General features: G+C 52.3%; 3 tRNA genes. All 3 read right to left on the bottom strand.

Going from position 1 to position 386, the window contains the following annotated elements:
• Positions 1–37 precede the first annotated feature (37 nt).
• Positions 38–110 (bottom strand) — tRNA-Val (locus LKX83_RS31995).
• 72 nt (positions 111–182) lie between these two features.
• A tRNA-Glu gene (locus LKX83_RS31990) sits at positions 183–259 on the bottom strand.
• 6 nt (positions 260–265) lie between these two features.
• Positions 266–341, bottom strand: a tRNA-Asn gene (locus tag LKX83_RS31985).
• Positions 342–386 lie beyond the last annotated feature (45 nt).

The raw sequence follows: 386 nt of genomic DNA, 5'->3' as shown, positions 1-386 counted from the left end.
GGTGCTCTGCCAATTGAGCTACACCGGCATGATTCAATGGAGGATGACGGGATCGAACCGCCGACCCTCTGCTTGTAAGGCAGATGCTCTCCCAGCTGAGCTAATCCTCCAACGCACAAGATGTGCCAGGTTCTGCATTGTGACAGGACATCACCTTTATCGCATAACCCTATTTGAAAAAATGGTGACCCGTAGGGGATTCGAACCCCTGAATGCATGCGTGAAAGGCATGTGAGTTAAGCCGCTTCTCCAACGGGCCACATGATGGCTCCGCAGGCCGGACTCGAACCAGCGACCGATCGGTTAACAGCCGATTGCTCTACCGACTGAGCTACTGCGGAATATCATACTATGATTGGTTCGGCATAGCCGAACTTCTTTTTCAG

It is taken from the genome of Cohnella baijiui (genome assembly GCF_020731285.1).
Taxonomy (GTDB): Bacteria; Bacillota; Bacilli; order Paenibacillales; family Paenibacillaceae; genus Cohnella.
The sequence above is the reverse complement of the archived record's forward strand: the minus strand, read 5'-3'. Positions and strand labels throughout refer to the sequence as shown.